This window comes from Bacillus sp. ZY-1-1 (genome assembly GCF_003047165.1).
GTDB lineage: Bacteria > Bacillota > Bacilli > Bacillales > Bacillaceae > Bacillus > Bacillus velezensis.
Map to the genome: position 1 here is coordinate 3,096,540 of NZ_CP027061.1, position 18,010 is coordinate 3,114,549.

15 protein-coding genes are annotated in these 18,010 nt (G+C 47.9%); 1 reads left to right on the plus strand and 14 read right to left on the minus strand.

Annotated features, from left to right (window positions below):
* Positions 1-38 precede the first annotated feature (38 nt).
* The 14 genes from C5I45_RS15475 to C5I45_RS15540 all read right to left on the minus strand — a co-directional run bounded on the left by C5I45_RS15475 (position 39) and on the right by C5I45_RS15540 (position 16,934).
* A complete protein-coding gene (locus C5I45_RS15475; RefSeq protein WP_107994492.1) occupies positions 39-1,625 on the minus strand; it encodes an alpha-glucoside-specific PTS transporter subunit IIBC in 1,587 nt (528 codons plus the stop codon).
* A 16-nt stretch (positions 1,626-1,641) separates the two neighbouring features.
* Positions 1,642-2,403 carry a MurR/RpiR family transcriptional regulator gene (locus tag C5I45_RS15480; RefSeq protein ID WP_003155531.1) on the minus strand — a complete coding sequence of 254 codons (762 nt, stop codon included), beginning with the start codon at positions 2,401-2,403 and terminating at the stop codon, positions 1,642-1,644.
* Between the two features lie 68 nt (positions 2,404-2,471).
* Positions 2,472-3,821: a maltose-6'-phosphate glucosidase gene (glvA, locus tag C5I45_RS15485; RefSeq protein WP_003155532.1), complete on the minus strand. Its 1,350-nt coding sequence runs from the start codon at positions 3,819-3,821 to the stop codon at positions 2,472-2,474.
* A 170-nt stretch (positions 3,822-3,991) separates the two neighbouring features.
* A complete protein-coding gene (locus C5I45_RS15490) occupies positions 3,992-4,174 on the minus strand; it encodes an H-type small acid-soluble spore protein (RefSeq protein ID WP_003155535.1) in 183 nt (60 codons plus the stop codon).
* 65 nt (positions 4,175-4,239) lie between these two features.
* Entirely contained in the window at positions 4,240-6,048 is a 1,809-nt protein-coding gene (locus C5I45_RS15495; RefSeq protein WP_024085022.1) for a sigma-54-dependent Fis family transcriptional regulator, read from the minus strand.
* Positions 6,049-6,154: 106 nt separating this feature from the next.
* The gene (lpdA, locus tag C5I45_RS15500) at positions 6,155-7,534 is read right to left on the minus strand and encodes a dihydrolipoyl dehydrogenase (RefSeq protein ID WP_003155537.1); all 1,380 of its coding nucleotides are present in this window, start codon (positions 7,532-7,534) and stop codon (positions 6,155-6,157) included.
* 14 nt (positions 7,535-7,548) lie between these two features.
* On the minus strand, positions 7,549-8,742 hold the full coding sequence (locus C5I45_RS15505) for a dihydrolipoamide acetyltransferase family protein (RefSeq protein ID WP_060658288.1): 1,194 nt from the start codon (positions 8,740-8,742) through the stop codon (positions 7,549-7,551).
* Between the two features lie 14 nt (positions 8,743-8,756).
* Entirely contained in the window at positions 8,757-9,785 is a 1,029-nt protein-coding gene (acoB, locus tag C5I45_RS15510) for an acetoin:2,6-dichlorophenolindophenol oxidoreductase subunit beta (protein ID WP_014304639.1), read from the minus strand.
* A gap of 1 nt (position 9,786) precedes the next feature.
* A complete protein-coding gene (acoA, locus tag C5I45_RS15515) occupies positions 9,787-10,788 on the minus strand; it encodes an acetoin:2,6-dichlorophenolindophenol oxidoreductase subunit alpha (RefSeq protein ID WP_003155540.1) in 1,002 nt (333 codons plus the stop codon).
* Between the two features lie 275 nt (positions 10,789-11,063).
* Positions 11,064-11,543, minus strand: a complete 480-nt coding sequence (locus C5I45_RS15520) for a DUF6884 domain-containing protein (protein ID WP_057080400.1) — start codon at positions 11,541-11,543, stop codon at positions 11,064-11,066.
* Positions 11,544-11,700: 157 nt separating this feature from the next.
* Entirely contained in the window at positions 11,701-12,684 is a 984-nt protein-coding gene (locus C5I45_RS15525) for a tRNA dihydrouridine synthase (RefSeq protein ID WP_003155542.1), read from the minus strand.
* 815 nt (positions 12,685-13,499) lie between these two features.
* Entirely contained in the window at positions 13,500-13,781 is a 282-nt protein-coding gene (locus C5I45_RS15530) for a YfzA family protein (protein ID WP_107994598.1), read from the minus strand.
* A gap of 744 nt (positions 13,782-14,525) precedes the next feature.
* Positions 14,526-15,926 carry a 23S rRNA (uracil(1939)-C(5))-methyltransferase RlmD gene (gene rlmD / locus C5I45_RS15535; protein ID WP_003155545.1) on the minus strand — a complete coding sequence of 467 codons (1,401 nt, stop codon included), beginning with the start codon at positions 15,924-15,926 and terminating at the stop codon, positions 14,526-14,528.
* A 144-nt stretch (positions 15,927-16,070) separates the two neighbouring features.
* On the minus strand, positions 16,071-16,934 hold the full coding sequence (locus C5I45_RS15540; protein WP_032857443.1) for a DNA-3-methyladenine glycosylase family protein: 864 nt from the start codon (positions 16,932-16,934) through the stop codon (positions 16,071-16,073).
* A 106-nt stretch (positions 16,935-17,040) separates the two neighbouring features.
* Here C5I45_RS15540 and corA point away from each other — a divergent pair, with 106 nt between their 5' ends.
* Positions 17,041-18,000: a magnesium/cobalt transporter CorA gene (gene corA / locus C5I45_RS15545; RefSeq protein WP_003155549.1), complete on the plus strand. Its 960-nt coding sequence runs from the start codon at positions 17,041-17,043 to the stop codon at positions 17,998-18,000.
* Positions 18,001-18,010 lie beyond the last annotated feature (10 nt).

The following is an 18,010-nucleotide window of genomic DNA, read 5'->3' on the forward strand; positions in this document are numbered from 1 at the left end:
AAAGATAAAACCTTCCCGGGGAGGGGAAGGTTTTGACCTTATTGATCCAATTGCTGTTCAATACGCTCCCGCATTTGCGGAACGCCTAATCCGACAATGACCTGAAGCGCCCTGCCTTTTCTGACGACGCCGTGGGCTCCCAGCTCTCTGAAATCGGCGTCATTTTTGACCTTTGATTCATCAGCGACAGTGACGCGGAGACGGGTGGCGCAATTGGTGACCTCCGTAATATTGTCCTTTCCGCCCAGCGCTTCAATATACAAAGCGGCTGTATCCCGCTGTGTTTCGTCTGCCGCAGCCGTTTCTTTTGAAGCCTGCTTCCGTTCTCTGTACTCCTTTTTCGAATAGAGCTTTGTTTCCTGCCCTTCCTCTTTTTCTCTGCCCGGTGTGGCGATGTTGAATTTGAGAATGAGGAAACGGAAGACGAAAAAGTAAACAGCGGTAAAACACAGCCCGATGATGATCTGGTATACATACGTCAAACCGTGGCTTGACGCCAGCGGGATCCAGTTCAAGGTCGCAGCTTCGATCAAACCGCCTCCCATATTTCCGACGACGCCTGCCATATACATGACGGTTGCCATGGAAGCGGCAAGCAAAGCATGAACCGCAAATAAAAACGGCGAGATAAAAAGGAATGTAAATTCAATCGGCTCTGTAATCCCCGCTACAATGGACGTCAAGGTGACCGGGATCAAAAGGCCGGCGACGATTTTTTTCTTTTCCTTTGAAGCCGTGGCGTAAAAAGCGAGCGCGATTCCCGGAATGCCGAAGATTTTCGAGTTGCCGTGAAGCGCGAAGCCCCCCTGCGGGAACAATTCTTTCAGCGGTTTGACGCTTTGAGAGTATTCCCCGAGATGCTGGGCCCAATAGGTGACGATACCGCCTTCAGCCACAGCCGGACCGTAAATAAACGGCGAGTAAATAAAATGATGCAGGCCGGTCGGAATTAAAATCCGCTCCAGGAATGTGTAAATCCACACGCCGATCGCCCCGGAAGAAACGAGAAAACTTTGCAGCGATCCGATTCCGGACTGAACCATCGGCCATACGTATGCCACCGCAAATGAAATCGGTATCATAATGAAGAAAGAAATGATAACGATGTAGGAAGATCCTTGAAAAATCCCCAGAAAATCCGGCAGTTTTTTATCAAAATAACGATTGTGCAAATACACGACAATAGATGAAATAAAGATGGCGCCGATAATATTCGTATCAAGCGTTTTGATGCCGGCGATCATCGTCAGCCCGCTCGTTCCGCCGGCTTCCTGAGTCATATCCACATGAAAAGCCCCGCCCCAAACCGTCAGAATCGCATTGATAAAGTAATTGAATGTCAGATAAACTGTAAGCGCTTCCAAACAAGCCCGCGCCTGCGCTTTTTTCGCTAAGGCGACAGGGATGCCGATCGCAAACAGGAGCGGCATTTGATTAAAGACGGTCCAGCCGCCCTGTTCAATGACGTACCAGCATTGATACCAAAACCCGTCAGGATCAGCCAGCGGCCCCATCAGCGTTTTATTTTTAAACAGCGTGCTCAGACCGACAATAATACCGGAAAATGCAAATAATAAAACAGGCACAAACATCGCGCTGCCGAAGCGCTGGACTTTTTGCATCATTTCACGTGACCTCCCGCTATTTATCAAAATTTTCGAGCTCTTTATAATCAACATATGCACGGAATAACGCTTCGCCCACCAGAAAAAACGGGGCAAATGCGACGATTTCCGTTTTATCGCTTAACGTCACCGGCTTGCTGGTCGCATAAAGATTATACGGCGTCGTTTGCGCCAGTACGTTGTTTTTCAGATTGGTGATTGAAATAAACGGAACTCCCTTTGCGGACAGGGTCCTTACCTGCGGAATTAATTCGGGTGTTTCGCCTGATAAAGAAATAATGATGAATACGTCATCAACCTTAAAATCATCACACATGATATTAAACTCTGTGATGTCCTGAATTAAAATCAGATACTTCCGCCGGGATACAAACATCCGCTGCAGCTCACGGGCGCACACCCTCTGAGCCGTCCCCGATCCGTAAACGAAAATCCGTTTTGCTTCATCTATCAGCCGGCACATCTCCGTCATATCTTTTGACTTCACGTATTTTACATTGGCTTCAATATCATCCAGCAGCTTTTCAAACGTCATATTCTCGCCCTCTTCAGGCTGATCCTCCCATTTCAGAAAAACACGGAATTCACTATAGCCGCTGAAGCCCAGTTTTTGGGCGAGCCGCAGGATGGAAGACCGAGAGACATTACAGGCTTTCGCCATGTCATTGATACCGAGATGGTAGCACGTATGTTTATGATTCAATATATATTTTAAAATATAAAAATCGTTGTCATTTAATTTCGCGTAATGCTGATTAACCAGTTCTTCAAGACTCATCCCAAAAATCCCCCCGTTTTCTTTCTATTATATAGAATAACAGATAAAGATAACGGGGAAGATTGTCATCAGGAAATAGGAGACGGGCTTACATCAAGCTCAGGCCAGTAGTCCTTATTAGCCTCCATCAGATCTTCAAGAATCAGTCTTGCCACACGGGCATTCGGCACTGTTTTTGACAGGATCAGCGCCTGCCACAGCTTTTGAAATGACCGCTCTTCCCACGCTTCAGCCGTCAGTTTTTCGACAGACACCTGCTGTTCCATCAGGCCTTTTTGAAATTGCGGTATGTTCCCGACTGAGAGCGGTTCCGGTCCGTTTGAACCTACGAGACAAGGAATCTCAACCATGGCTGACGGATCAAAGTTTGCGATCGCACCGTTATTTTCAACGATTAACAGCATTCTCTCCCCGGTGTTATAAGCGATGGCCCGGGCAAGATCGACGATATAGGAAGCATGATCATCAATTTTAATTTCACTGTTCTCCGATGATTGTTCGCGCGTAATCATATCGCATTGGCTGAAAATGAAAGCTTCGCGCCCTTCCATGACTTCGTTGGCTCTCGTATGGTTCGGATTTGATTTTTTCACCATATCATCCGGGAATAAGTAATATTGCAGATATGTGTTCGGAAGCGTATCCGGATCCGCCGCCTGTACGTCGCGCGCTTTTTTGAAGGTGTCATTCCAGCTTGCTTCAGTCTGTTCGGCCTCCGTCTTCGGAACGTAGCCGTATTCACGGACATGCTCTTTCAGCTTCGGCATTAAATCATTGCCCTCTCGATCCGTGATGGACGTCCACCAGCCAAAGTGGTTCAAGCCGTAGTAACGGACGTTCATTTCTTTTCGTGAAGATAATCCGAGGATGTTCGCCATGCGATCCTCAATTCCGACCGGCATGTCGCAGATGTTCAATATTTTTGAATTCGGTCTGAGGCGCCGTGTAGCTTCGGCCACAATCGCCGCCGGATTGGAGTAATTCAGCATCCATGCGTCAGGCGAGTACGTTTCCATATAATCAAGAATCTCCAGAACACCGCCGATAGAGCGCATGCCGTATGCGATTCCGCCCGGCCCGCATGTTTCCTGGCCGACCACGCCGTACTTCAGCGGGATTTGTTCATCGAGCGCGCGCATCGCGTATTTTCCGACGCGGATATGCGCCATGACGAAGTCAACATCCGTAAAAGCCGTCTCTGGGTCATCAGTCGCCAAAAATTCAATGTCCGGCGCTTTTTCTTTTATGAATACCTCACACGCACCCGCAATCCGCTCCTGCCTTTCTTTATCATTGTCATAAAGTTTCAGCTTTCTGATCGGAAACTCTTCCAGGTGATTCAAAAGCATTAATACAATTCCGGGGGTAAATGTGCTGCCGCCGCCTGCAATAACGATTGAGAATGATTTGTCTGTCATGTGAAGCCCTCCTCTGATAACGTTTACATTTTATTTATATCATGAGAAGGTCCGATCTGTACCGGGTTTGAAGGAGTTAGATCATTTGATCATTTTTAGTTACTTTTCTCAAAAAGCGGGAAAGTTCCCACAGGTACGAAAAAGGCCTGCTGTCATCAGCAGACCCCTTCTCAAAAATGCTCTTGTAAATCAGAAAGCAGCACTTCCTGCTCAAATTGTGGATTTCCGATCGGAAAAATCCTGGCTGTTTCCTTGTCTTCGTTGACATGCTGAATATAAATCGGGACTCCTTCATACGTCACATACGCCATGGCGGCGGATTCCGAAATGTCTTTCGCACGCTGTGTATTCACGTCTCAAACCTCCTTTAGGCCTCACACATAACGTGTCCGGCAGCCAAGAGAAGTATGCTTGTTTCTTACAATTGTCCGGCGGTGAGTTTGAATTTTTTGAGGCGTTTGTAAAACGTGCTCCGCGGGATTCCGGCCATTTTGGCAGCCAGCGTGACATTCCCCTTCGCTGATTCAAGCGCGTTTACGATGATGTTTTTCTGAATGTGCTCCCGGATGGAGACAGAGGACGCTTCTTCCTGTTCATAAGACTCGGCCGCTTCTTTAAGACCTGACGCTTCAAGCAGGGCTGCGATGGGGCGCCCTGACAACCGTCCGTCCGGGAACATGACGGAAAGACGTTCAAATACATTAAACAATTCCCTGATGTTCCCCGGCCATTTCCGGCTCTTTAATACGTCTAAAAAGTCAACAGGAAGCTCCCCCCGCCAGCCGCGATTTCGCTGAAATTCAAGGAAGAGTCCGGGAATGTCTTCGGTGCGTTCTCTTAATGGAGGGAGGTGGATCGGACAGACGTGAAGCCGGTAAAATAAATCTTCTCTCAGCTTTTTGCATTCGACAAGCTGTCTCAGATCAGTGTGGGTGGCAGTGATGATTCTGATGTCAACGGGAATCTCTTTTGTCCCGCCGACCGGGGTGACTTTCCGCTCCTGCAGCACCCGTAACAGAGCGACCTGCATGGAGTGTGATATTTCTCCGATTTCATCGAGGAAAAGCGTGCCTTTATCGGCTTTTTGCAAAGCGCCGCTATGTCCTTTCCGTTTGGCCCCGGTGAAGGCGCCTTCCGAGTAGCCGAACAGTTCGCTTTCAATCAGCTTTTCGGGGACCGCCCCGCAGTTAACAGCGATAAACGGGCCGTTTTTCCTGGAGCTGTTGTTATGAATCGCCCGGGCGGCAATCTCCTTTCCCGTCCCGGTTTCTCCCGTAAGACAAACGGTTGCGTCCGTTCGGGCGACAAGCTCCAGCTGCTCAAGCATATGTCGGGATGACGGGCTTTTGCCTGCCGCACCATGAAATATAAACGACGGCTTTTCTTCCCGTTTGGATAAGTAAACGCATGTGAAGCCGTTCTCCTCCCGCTTCGTCCGCTTGATATGATAGCCCTGTTCCTCAAGCTCGCGCAGCATATGTCCGGTAAAATGCTGAACGGGACGGCTTGCAGCGATAACCCGGCTCATTTCATTGCAAAGCACGATCGGATCATGAGACCGGGTAAGCCCGGCGAATTTGCTGATCATGTCAAGTTCTGTCATTTTGATCTTTAGGGCAAGCTCCCGTTCCGCCGTATAAGCGATGGAGGAGGCAATTCCGAGCATAAAAGGCTGAGCGCGGGCGGCGGGGCAGGAAATATCAATGACACCCGCCAGCCGCCCGTCTTCATAACGGATGGGCGCGGCGGAACAGCTCCATTGATGAGAAGCGAGCGAATAATGTTCAGAGCCGTGTATCATGACCGGTTCATTTGTATAAAGAGCCGTCCCGATCGCATTCGTGCCGACGGCCGTTTCCGTCCAGCGGGCGCCTTTTAAGAAATTGATGCGGTTCGCTTCATGAATGGTGCGCGGGTGGCCGTCAACTGAATGGACAACGCCGTCTGAATCAATCAGGAGAACCATCATTTCCATTTCCCGCATCGCCGTTTTCATTCTTTCTGCGTGCGGCATTGAGGCCGCTAAAAATAACGCATGCTTTTCGGCCTGCCTTTCTAAATGATCTGCCGGCATTACATTCGGTCCCTTTTCTAGATAAGGGTTGACGTCGGCTTTTTTGCAGCGGTGCCATGAGGCGGCCACCCGCTTCTGAATACGGGATTCATCGAGCACGCCTTCTTTCACAAAGCGCTTCCAGGTTTTAAAATCATTCCGAATGACATTCATTGTATTCGCTCCCCCCTGTTCAGACCATCTTTTCATATATTGTAGGGGAAAAGTAAAGCGCTTTCAACGAAAAATACCCCTTCTCATCTGAGAAAGGGTATTCCGGTTATACGGAATGCACCGCAAGTCCGGTGACATTCAGCAGGGCTTCCTGAAGCGTTTCTGACAGAGTCGGATGCGCCGCGATAAAGTGCTCCGACATATCCGCCGTCATTTCACCGTTCATCATCATGACCGCCTGACCGATCAATTCCGTCACGTCCGGCCCGATCATTGACACCCCGACGATTTCTCCGAATTCCGGCTCGGCAATGATTTTCATTTTGCCGCCGTACTGATGCTTAATTAACGCTTTTCCGTTAGCAGAAAATGAGCATTCTCCGATTTTCACATCTCCGTATGTCTCTCTCGCCTGTGTTTCCGTCAGCCCGACAGCTGCCATTTCCGGCGATGTATAAATACAGCGGGGCACCGCCCGCATATTGACTTTGCTATCCTTTCCCGAGGCATGCGCGGCGGCTGTGATTCCTTCATGAATGGCGGCATGCGCGAGCTGCATTCCTCCGGCCGCATCGCCGCACGCATATATATGAGGCACATTGGTCTGCATATGGTCATTGACTTCAATGCCGCGCGGAGAATACCGGATGCCGGCCTGCTCCAGATTCAGGCCTTGCAAACGCGGCTTTCTGCCGATTGCAACCAAAATGTGATCAGCCTGAGCCTCAATTTCTTTTCCGTCTTTTGTCCACACGGCGGTTTTCCTTTCTTTGTCAATCCGCTGAAGGGCGGCTTTTGTCTGAATATCAGCCCCGCTGTCTCTTAAAGAGTCTTCGAAAACGGCGGCGATTTCCCCGTCTTCTGCCGGGAGCAGCCGGTCAGCCGATTCAATCACCGTCACTTTCGTTTTAAACCGGCTGAATAAAGAGGCAAATTCGCAGCCGATCACACCTCCCCCGACAATGAGCAGAGACGAAGGGATTTTCTGTAAAGAAAGCGCATCTTTGCTGTCGATTACCCAATCGCCGTCAAATGGGGCAAACGGCAGCTCCGCCGGTTCAGATCCGGATGCAATCAATATCCGGTCCGCTTCCAGAATGTCTTTTGCGCCTCCTTCTTCTTCAACAAGCAATGTCTGCTCTGTGAGAAATGAGGCTGTCCCGCTGATGACTTTAATCTGATTTGCTTTCATTAAGTATTGAATTCCCTGCACGAGCTGGCTGACGATTTGCCGTTTGCGCCCCTGCATGCGGTTCCAATTGAGTGTAATGTTTTGCGGCAGTTCGATGCCGAATGTATTTGCATGCCTGATTTTATCGAGCACATTCGCACTTTCCAAAAGCGACTTTGTCGGGATGCACCCCTCATTGAGACAAGTGCCTCCGAGCGGCCCTTTGTCGATCAGAACGACTTCTGCTCCTCTCCGCGCGGCAGTCACGGCAGCTGCATATCCGGCCGGCCCGCCGCCGATAATGGCTAGTTTCATTTTTTCACCTCTCTCTATAAAATCAAACCGGCAGGCTCTTCAAGCAGCGCTTTGACCGTTTTCAGGAAGTCCGCAGCCGGGGCGCCGTCACATACTCTGTGATCAAAGGTAAGGCTCAGCGGCAGCATGATGCTTTTGACAAGCTCATCTCCTTTAAACGCCGGCGTTTCATAGCTTGCGCCCACTCCGAGAATACCGGCTTCAGGCGGATTAAGAATCGGGGTGAAATGCTCAATTCCGTAACCCCCGAGATTTGTAATAGAAAATGTCGATCCGTGCAGATCATCTCCGGAAGCATTGCCTTCCCGCGCCCGGCGTGCCGATGTGCTGATGTGATCCGCAAGCTCAAGGAATGAAAGCTTTTCCGCATCCCGGATCACCGGCACGACGAGACCGTTTTCAAGAGAAACCGCCATCCCGAGGTGGACATATGGATAGGTGATGATCCGCTCCTCTTGATAAGAACTGTTCAGCTCAGGATGCTGTTTCAGCGCAAGCACCGCGGCCCGGGATACGAAATGTGTGACCGTCAGTTTAACACCGCTCCGCTTTTTCGCGCTGTCGGCGAGCTGCTTTTGCCATTTTACAAGCTCCGTAATGTCTGCTTTCATCGTCAGCGTCAGCTGGGCGCTGTTTTGCAGGCTTTTGTGCATTCGGTCTGCAATCACTTTTCTCATCGCTGAAGCCGGTTTTCCCTCCGGCTGTGCTGTCTGAACCGAAGACTGCGGTTCAGCTTCTGTCTTCATCGCCTTGATGACGTCAGCTTTTACGATTCTGCCTCCGGGCCCCGTCCCGTTCAGCGTATCGACTTTCAACCCGGCTTTCTCCGCCATTTTTCGGGCAACGGGAGATATTTTCACGCGGTGTTTGCGCTTTTGCCCGGCTTTTGGAGCGGGAATATGTTCAGGTTCAGCTTGCGGTTTCCCTGCTTTTTCAGGAGCCGGCGCCTCCTTCTCCCGCACTTCTTCGCCGTTTTCCCCGATATAACAGATGGGCGTTCCCGGCGGGACTCCTTCTCCCTCTTTGACTTTAATGTGAAGAAGCGTGCCGCTTTCAGGCGCTTCTATTTCCATTTCTATTTTTTCCGAGTTGATGCTGGCGATGCTTTCTCCCTTTTCAACCGGGTCGCCGACTTTTTTATTCCAGACGGATACTTCACCTTTCTTCATCGCCATTCCCAGCTTCGGCATTACTACTTTTACAGCCATTCTATACCCCTCCTTTAATTCATTGCCGGCTCGCCAAGCAATTCAAGTGTGACGCTGACAATACGGTCTGGTGTCGGCAAATATTGATCTTCAAGCACCGGCGAAAACGGCACCGGTGTATGCGGCGCTGTAATCCGCTTAATCGGCGCATCAAGCAAATCAAAGCCCTTATCGGCGACAATCGCAGCAATATCCGTGGCGATGCTGCAGCGCGGATTGGCTTCGTCAATGATGATCAGCCGGTTTGTTTTTTCTAACGATGTGAAAATCGCTTCCTCATCTAAAGGAGACAGACTCCGGGGATCAAGCACCTCGGCGTCGATGCCTTTCTCAGAAAGCTGTGCAGCCGCTTCAAGCGCGGTATTAACCTGCTTGCCGACCGCAAACAGCGTGATGTCGCTGCCTTTGCGTTTGATATCCGCTTTTCCGAGCGGAATTGTATAATAATCTTCCGGCACCTCGCCCTTCATGCTGTAGGACGTTTTGTCTTCAAAAAAGAATACCGGATCATTGTCTTCTATTGCCGCCAGCAGCAAACCTTTGGCGTCATACGGATTGGACGGCACAACCGTCTTCAGACCCGGGATGCTGGTGAACAGGCCATACAGCGCCTGCGAATGCTGAGCGGCTGCCCGGAACCCGGCTCCGTATGTGGTGCGGACGGTGATCGGCACTTGCGCTTTACCGCCGAACATATAGCGGAATTTCGCCCCTTGGTTAATCACTTGGTCAAAGCACGTTCCGATAAAATCATTAAACATCAGCTCGGCAATCGGTCTCAGCCCCGTGGATGCCGCAGCCATGGCCGCACCCATGTAGCCCGCCTCAGAAATCGGTGTATCCAGCACTCGGCTGCGCCCGAATTCCTGTACGAGACCCTTTGTGACCCCGAGTACACCGCCCCATGCCTCATCATCTTGCAAATGATCGACCGCCGCTCCCCCGGCGACATCTTCACCGATTACAAGCACATTGTCGTCTCTTCTCATCGCAAGCTTCATTGCTTCATTGATCGCGTCCGACATGCTTATGACTCTCGCCATCTCACATTCCCCCTTTTTCATATGACACGTAGACGTCTGTCAACAGCTCTGACTCTTTCGGATATGGACTCTTTTCGCTGAACGAGACGGCTTTTTCAATCGATTCGCTGACTCGCTGTTCGATGTCTGACAATTTATTTGCATCTGTTTCTTTTAGAAGATAGTTTTTAAAGCCTTGGATAGCATCCTTTTCTTCAAGATGCTCAGTCTTTTCATCCTTTGTTTTATAAGTTTGGGCATCGCCTTCGAAATGGCCGTAGTTTCTGTAAGTCATACATTCAATCAAAGACGGGCCTCCGCCGTTTCTTGCTCTTTCTATCGCTTCCCCGGCTGCCTGATAAACCGCTAAAATATCTTTTCCGTCCACCGTGACCCCCGGCATGTTGTAGGCAGCCGCCCGATCGGCGATTGAATCACAGGCTGACGCGTACTCAAATGTCGTGGCTTCGCCGTAGCCGTTGTTTTCGGCGATGAACACGACAGGAAGGTTCCATACTGCCGCTAAGTTCAGCCCTTCATGGAAGGTGCCTTGGTTATTGGCTCCGTCTCCGAAAAAGCAAACGCTTACATTTTTAGTTTGTTTATATTTAGCCGTGAGCGCTGATCCGCATGCGAGCGTAAATCCGCCCCCGACGATTCCATTTGCGCCTAACATGCCTTTATCAAGATCCGCAATGTGCATAGAACCGCCTTTGCCTTTACACAGTCCGGTCGCTTTTCCGAATATTTCCGCCATCATGCCGTCCAGATCACAGCCTTTGGCGATACAATGGCCATGTCCCCTGTGTGTGCTTGTAATGCTGTCGCCATCATCTAAATGAGCGCACACCCCCGCAGCTACCGCTTCTTCACCGGCATACAAATGGACGAATCCGGGAAGCACTCCTTGCGCGAAAAGTTCATGCACTTTGTCTTCAAAGCCCCTGATTTCCAGCATCTTTTGGTACATCCACAGCGCTTTTTCCTCAGTTAATGACAAGCCTTCTCGTTTTAACAATTCCATTTTGTGCGCCTCCTTCTATTTAGGGTTCACACTTATAAATGCAAGAAGCATGCCAGCCTTTGGAGCCCGTAAAATGAATGTTTTTATTTTTTCAATGGAGACAGTTTGAGACAGGTGTCTCATTTTGTCTCGATCCGTTCCCTTTGTCTCGTTTTATGGCATACAAAAAAGACCGGGCATCACCCTGTCTTTGACAATGATCGACGTATTTATTTCCTCGGAAATCTTTTATTGCTTCATTCTTCCGCATACAGTCTATCACGGCGTTTGAGTGGTTACACTCTTTTTTTCATATCCACGCGCTGCAGTTCATCCTTTTCTTCAACAGCCCGATTCAGTGCTTGAAGCATGTAACCAATGCCTTTATACGATGACAGAGGCCAGGTGATATGCTGATGCTCTCCGATGACGGCGTTTAGAACGCTTCGGTATTTTTTCCCGCCAAGCATGACAAGCTCTTCGACGTCGGAAAAGCCTTTTTCATGAAATTGGCGGCGCAGCTCGTCCGCTGCCATGATCTCCGGGTGACCGGTTCCAAAAGTGACATCGTAATTTCCGGGAACAGTATCATCCGGACGAAGAAATCCGTGCTTCGCCGACAAAATCACCCACTCATCGAAAAATGCTTTCGCATATCGCTCGCATGCCTGATGAAACGGGCTGAGATAAGCGTCTTCCGCCCTTACCGGCCCTGTATCTGAATGGACATCCCAAATTTTTTTCTTGCCGCAGGGGATGATGCACAGTCGTTTCATTTTTCTCTCCCCCTTTATGATGTATCTTCTATCAATGTACCATTATTCGTTTATTTCTGCATGACGAAACCGGCCATGGATCTGTCTGGGTAAAAGCTGCACACAAAAAGGCCCGGAATTCAAACCGAAATCCGGGCCGGATGATGAGTTGTTTATGTCACTCTTGCTCCATCCCATCAAGATACTTTCTCTCAAAGTCATCGAGCAATGCACGCACTTCATCTGTTGACTTTGTATTCATGCATTGATTTCTTAATTCACTTGCTCCCCGGAACCCGCGGAGATATATTTTGAAAAAGCGGGGGAGCGGTTTATATGCTCTGGCTTCTGCTTTTGAATATTCATCATGAAGATCCAGATGCAATCTCAAAAGATCAAGCAATTCCTTACTGCTATGCTCTCTCGGCTCCTTTTCAAAGGCGAACGGATTAGTAAAAATGCCTCGTCCAATCATAATCCCGTCAACACCGTATTGTTCAGCAAGTTTCAAGCCGGTTTCACGGTCAGGAATATCCCCATTGATCGTCAAAAGGGTATCCGGCGCAATCTCGTCACGAAGTTTCTTGATTTCCGGGATCAACTCCCAATGCGCATCTACTTTACTCATTTCCGCTCTTGTACGCAGATGAATGGAAAGATTCGCAATGTCTTGTTTCAGTATGTGTGTCAGCCAGCCGCGCCATTCGTCAACATCCGTGTAGCCAAGTCTCGTCTTCACACTTACCGGCAGACCTCCTGCTTTCGCCGCCTGTATTAATTCGGCTGCAACTTCAGGACGGCAAATCAGGCCGCTTCCCTTTCCATTCCCCGCCACATTAGGGACAGGACAGCCCATATTGATATCCAGGCCCTTAAACCCTAATTCCGCCATCCCAATACTCATTTGGCGAAAGTTTTCAGGCTTATCTCCCCATATGTGGGCAACCATCGGCTGTTCATCCTCCGTGAAAGTCAAACGGCCGCGCACACTATCCTTCCCATCCGGGTGACAATAGCTTTCTGAGTTTGTAAACTCTGTGAAAAACACATCAGGTCTGCCTGCTTCACTCACAACATGGCGAAAAACGACATCCGTCACATCTTCCATTGGTGCCAGTACAAAAAATGGCCGCGGTAATTCACGCCAGAAATTATCTGTCATAACAAATCCAAATCCTTTCATGATGGGATACAGCGAAACCTTTATCCCAAAATTAAAAACTGACCATGCTTCTTTTACACTTATAGCATGTGTCAGCACTTCTTATCAAACGATAGTAAATTTTGAACATTTCACTTTTTACACGTTAAAAGTAAAAAAGCAAACTGGAGTAGAACACATTAATTGAGTTAACGTAATAGACTACCGCTATAGTTAACCCCATATCGTTTATTTCTGATCAACTCAGTCAACTCCTTCACCTTTAAAAGGGTTTTGAGAGAGAAAAGTGTGATGATTATCTACACCTAATTTTTATTTATATTGTGGTTTATTAAGATTAGCGCTGACCTTCATCTTTCTTAGCGGCCTTACTTTTGCTCTTTTTGGATAAAAAGGATTCCAACCTAAATAGAATATCATATGAGTTCTCCCTATTACCATAAAACAAATTTCAAGAAATAAGTTGATTAAGCAAATGGGGCTGGGGGGGTATATCTGAGTACTGAAGAGAATGTAAAAAGAAAAAGCCTTAACTTGCCGCTTGTGAATTACATGGAGTAAAGAGGATGGGATGGGATGGGATAACCAACGCCGCAAGTGGCTTGGCTCTATACAGTATATGTACTAAGGGTTGATCGGCTTTTAAACCCCGTATGTTAATATCTTTATACAATCACCTATATATATTTGTATAAGGTTACGCTTCGGTAATCCTGATCCAAAACCAATAAAATAGACTGCTGACTAAGTGCCGCAGTCTTCATTCATAAGATTAATTAGAAAGTGTTCATGTTCTTTCATCATTAAATAAGGCATCAGAAGTTATTGCTTTCATTTCGGATATTCTTTGTTATACCTTTAATGATTTGTATAACAGTGAAAACCCCCAAGAAAACAGTGACAATATTAAACCATGGATTATCATAGAATGAAAGATATGTTTGAAAGAAATCCAGTTCAGCTATATTTGCTGGGAATCCATTCATTTCTCTATACTTAGGACCCCATCCCGTTAATTCTACAAAGTTAAAATAAAGCTGTGATACTAAAAATGCCAACAACGTGTGAAACCAACTTCTTTTATATACTTTACCCATTTCTTTATCCATTTCCTTTTCTGCAATACTTTTTAGCCTAGTGTCAATTTAACATCATTATATGATGAAGCATGATTGTCGCAATAATTACTTATTAAGGATATAACCATCGCAGGTATTACTGTAATAGTTGTTATCACTTGCGGTTCCGCCTCATATTTATTCCTTTTTTGGGATCAAGAGAAATAGTTGGGGTCCTTTTCCTGTTTAGGCTTTCATATTATATATAACGACCAAACATGCTTTTTTAGTGTATTTGATCTTTTATCGACAGTTGTTGATATGCCAACTGCCGCTGTGATTATTGAAAGTAAGCACCCTTGCCTTTTACAGCTTCTACTTCAGAACCTTCGTTCAGTTGTTGAAATCCCAATATCTCTCGTTCGGTTTCACCTCCTTTTTATCATTTATTAAAGACCTACTTACTTTGGCATGATAAATACTTTACAGTTGAATAATGTTACAACTTCATCTCAAACCAATGATATCAAATTATTTTACATTATCCCAGTAATGTCATAATAAACCACATCGTCATTATACAAACGAGGTCAAAATTGGCTGTTTTCCCTCGCTTTCCCACACGTTTTTTCAACTCTTTTCGTCAGTTTAAGTTAAAGATCTCCGAGAAAAGAGGGAAGATAAAGTTTAGAAAAGACAGCCAGGGCAAAGGCTGCGCATAAAAAAACCCGGAAATCGGAAATGTTTATACCGAAATCCAGGTCTGATTACGAATTGTTTATTTTAGTTAGACGATTTCAACACAAGCTTCGCCACAGCTTCCACATGGGCCGTCTGCGGAAACATATCAACAGGCTGAATATATTCGACGCGATAGTCTTTCGACAGCGCCTGCAAGTCTTTCGCCAGTGTGGAAGGATTGCAGGATACGTAGACGAAGCGTTTCGGTTTTACTTTTTTGATGGTATCTAAAAATGTTCTGTCACAGCCCGTTCGCGGCGGGTCGACGATGACCACGTCGGGACGGAAGCCTTCTTTCGTCCATTTCGGGAGCCAGTGTTCGGCTGTTCCCGTGACATATGCCGCGTTTTTGATGCCGTGTTTTTTGGCGTTTTTCTTCGCATCATCAATTGATTCTTTAATGACGTCCATGCCGCGGATCTCTTTTGCGCCGCTTGAAACCCACATGCCGATCGTACCGACGCCGCAATACGCGTCTACGACTTTTTCTTTTCCTGTCAGCTGAGCCGCTTGTTTCACTTCGTCATACAGCTTGACCGTCTGCTCAGGGTTGAGCTGGAAGAAGGCGCGGGCGCTCAGTTCAAATGACACGTCACCGAGCACTTCTTGAATGGCATGGCTTCCTGCCAGCGCTTTTGTTTTGTCACCGAAAATGACGGATGTGCGCGCGCCATTGACGTTTTGAATAATCGATTTCACTTCCGGCAGCCGGTTCTGAATGGCTTTGACGATCTCGTCTTTATTCGGCAGTGTCTCTTTCGCGGTGACAAGCACGACCTGCACTTCGCCTGTTTCAAAACCGACTCTCGTCACGATGGTGCGGACATCGCCTTTTTTGGTCCGTTCGTTATAAACGGATACGTTGTGTTTTTCCAAAATACGGCGGACGATACCCGTTGTTTTGTTTGTCGCCGGATGCTGGACAATGCATTCCTTAATCGGGACGATTTTATGGGAATCAAGTCCGTATAAGCCGGCAATGATGCTGCCGCTTTGCGAGCGTCCGACTTGGAACTGGCTTTTGTTCCGGTAATTCCAAGGGTTGTCCATTCCGATCGTATCTTTAATGTTCATTTCTTCGACATTGAATCTCGTATGACGTTCCAGAGACTGAATAACGATGTCGCGTTTTTCGCGAAGCTGCTGGGTGTATGCCAGATGCTGAAGCTGACAGCCGCCGCACTGGTCGTAGACCGGGCATGGCGGCGTGACGCGGTGTTCAGACGGCTTGCGGATGTTTTTGACGCGTGCTTCTGAAAATTTCGGCTGCACATTTGTCGCTTCGGCAACGACTTCTTCCCCGGGCAGAGCGCCGGGAACGAAGACAACTTTTTTCTTAAAATAGCCGACGCCCTCTCCGTTAATGCCGAGACGTTTGATGGTCAGCGGAAATGTCTGCCCGATTTTCAATTCGGCAGGCGCCTTTTTTTGATGTTGATTCACGTTTTTTTCTCTCCGTTTCTATATAAAGCCTTTCTCCTGGGAAAGCGGCTGATTTGAAATATCACATCTTTTCAGTATAACATGCAGCCGGCGGTTCCTTCATGTTTTTCACTGGAAGTTTCCAAAAATCCTCAAAGCGGTTTTTCATTCAATACTTCTCCACAAATACAAGGACGCATAGCTTAAATACGGCGCCCATTCGCTGCTTACCTGAAGCATCACGTCTTTTGACGGTTTATCCTCAAGGGCGAAGCGGCGTTTGATGGCATTTTGCAGGCCGATATCCGCCAAAGGAAACAGATTCGGGCGGCCGAGGCCGAACATGAGCACGTTTTGGACGGTCCACGGGCCGATGCCTCTGATGGTGATCAGCTTTTTCATAATGTCTTCATCCGATAAATGGGTAAGTTCCGCCAGATTGAGCGCTCCGTCTGCAATCATGCGTGAAATGTCAATCGCATATTCCGCTTTTCTCATGCTGAACTGGAGCTCCCGCAAGTCCTGATACTCAAGCGCCGCGATCGTTTTCGGCTCGGGATAGCACCAGACGCCGTCTTTTTGTTCACCGAAGGCATGGACGAACCGTTCCGTTAAGGTAAATGCGAAAGACAGGTTGAGCTGCTGGTGGATGATGCATTTCATGAGACAGTTGTAGACGTCATATTCCAAGACGAGCGGGGTTCCCGCATGCTCCTCAAAAAGCGCCGACAGATTTGTTTTTGAGAAATGATCAAGCACAGGCTGAAGCGGCTGTTCCCATTGAAAAATGTGTTTGATCCGTTCAATCATCTCCTCGCGGTCCGTTTCTCCGCTGACGAGGAAGACCGGGTCTGCGGCGGTGCCTTCCGCTTGAACCGTAGTGACGGACAGTTTGCCGTCCCGTGTTCTGAGCGGCACTTTGATTGATCTTGCATGAAGATCGACCGCATTCAGCGGATCGAGCGACAGCCTCTCAAGGACTTTATCAAAATGATACGGCGGCGTGACCGAAACCGTTTCCTTCCACATATGCTCCACCCCTTTTTGTCCAAGTATATCATGAAGCGGGCGGGCGGCAATTCGTATACTTTTCTTCATAACGCCGCATGATATAATGGCAGGCGGAGGGTTGTTTATGATACATATAACCGCAATCACAACACATAATGAGATATTAGATAATATCCCCCTATCACGTACAGAACAACCGGACATCGCATGGTACTGGATCGATTTTTTCGGCGCTGAGATGCATGAAACCGAGCTGCTGCGGGATTATTTTCACTTTCATCCGCTTGCGATCGAGGATTGCTTTCAGCACATGCAGCGGCCGAAAATCGACCATTATGACGGCTACCGTTTTTATGTGCTCCACGCCTTGAACCCGGACACACTGGAAATGGAAGAGGTGGACATTTTTCAGTCCGACCGTTTCATCGTCAGCTTCCATTTGCACGAATCCCCCGGCGTCTCAAGGGTGAGAGAACGGTTTTTCGCTTCTCCGGGATTAGCCAAAAAAGGGCCGGGGCACATCACTTATATGATTATGGATCAGCTTGTCGATGAATATTTCCCCGTGCTGTACAAAATTGAAGACCGGCTGAATGAAATTGAAGACAGCAGAACACATAAATCTTACGGCACTTTAATGAATGAAGTGTTTGAATTGCGGACTGATCTTTTGAATCTGAGACGGACGATCATTCCGATGCGCGATTTAATGTACCGGATTTTGAGCCTTGACCATGTAAAAGAAAGCCGTGAAACGAAGGCGTATTTCAGCGATATTTATGACCATCTGTTAAAACTGGCCGAGCTGATCGAGTCAAACCGTGATATGACGTCAGATTTGCGGGACAGCTATGTGACGCTGAATTCAAACCGGATGAACGCCATTATGATGACATTAACCATCGTCTCGACCATTTTTATCCCGCTGACGTTCATCGCGGGGGTTTACGGCATGAATTTCGATAACATGCCTGAGCTTCATTGGAAATACGGGTATTTTATCGTTTTGGGCGTCATGGCCGTTCTTGTCGCCGCCATGCTGTTTTGGTTCGCCCGCAAAGGCTGGTTTAATATTTTCAAGTAAGAACGGCTGC